Source organism: Mesorhizobium sp. M5C.F.Ca.IN.020.32.2.1, assembly GCF_004023105.1.
Lineage (GTDB): Bacteria > Pseudomonadota > Alphaproteobacteria > Rhizobiales > Rhizobiaceae > Mesorhizobium > Mesorhizobium wenxiniae.
In genome coordinates this window covers 1-611 of the sequence record NZ_RZSX01001564.1, presented here as the reverse complement: position 1 = coordinate 611, position 611 = coordinate 1, and the positions used below count along the sequence as shown (strand labels likewise).

Genomic DNA, 611 nt, shown 5'->3' with positions numbered 1-611 from the left:
ATCCAGGGCTTCATCGGCGGCGGCATGATCCCGAGCGTGTTCGCTGCCGCCTTCACAATCTTCCCGCCGTCGCGCCGCGCCATGGTGTCGCCGATGATCGGCCTGGTTGCGACGCTGGCGCCGACCATCGGCCCGACCGTCGGCGGCTATATAAGCCATGCCACGTCATGGCACTGGCTGTTCCTGATCAATGTGGTGCCCGGCATCCTGGTGACCGCCGCGGCGTGGTCGCTGATCGACTTCGACAAGCCCAATCTCAGCCTGTTCCGCAAGTTCGACTGGTGGGGCCTTGCCGGCATGGCGGCTTTCCTCGGCTCGCTGGAATACGTGCTCGAGGAAGGTCCTAACAACGACTGGCTTCAGGACCAGGCCGTGTTCATCTGCGCCACCCTGATGACGGCCGGCGCCGTGCTGTTCTTCTGGCGCGCCTTCACCGCCGAGGAGCCGATTGTCGATTTGAAAGCCTTCACCAACGTCAACTTCGCTTTCGGCTCGCTGTTCTCCTTCGTCATCGGCATCGGTCTCTACGGTCTGACCTATCTCTATCCGGTATATCTCGGGCGTATCCGCGGCTACGATTCCCTGATGATCGGCGAGGCGCTGTTCGTCAG

At 62.4% G+C, this 611-nt stretch carries 1 protein-coding gene; it reads left to right on the top strand.

What is annotated here, in order from left to right; translation table 11 throughout:
• Positions 1-611, top strand: a 611-nt coding sequence (locus EOA86_RS37465; RefSeq protein WP_128345883.1) for an MFS transporter, incomplete at both ends; no start/stop codon positions are given.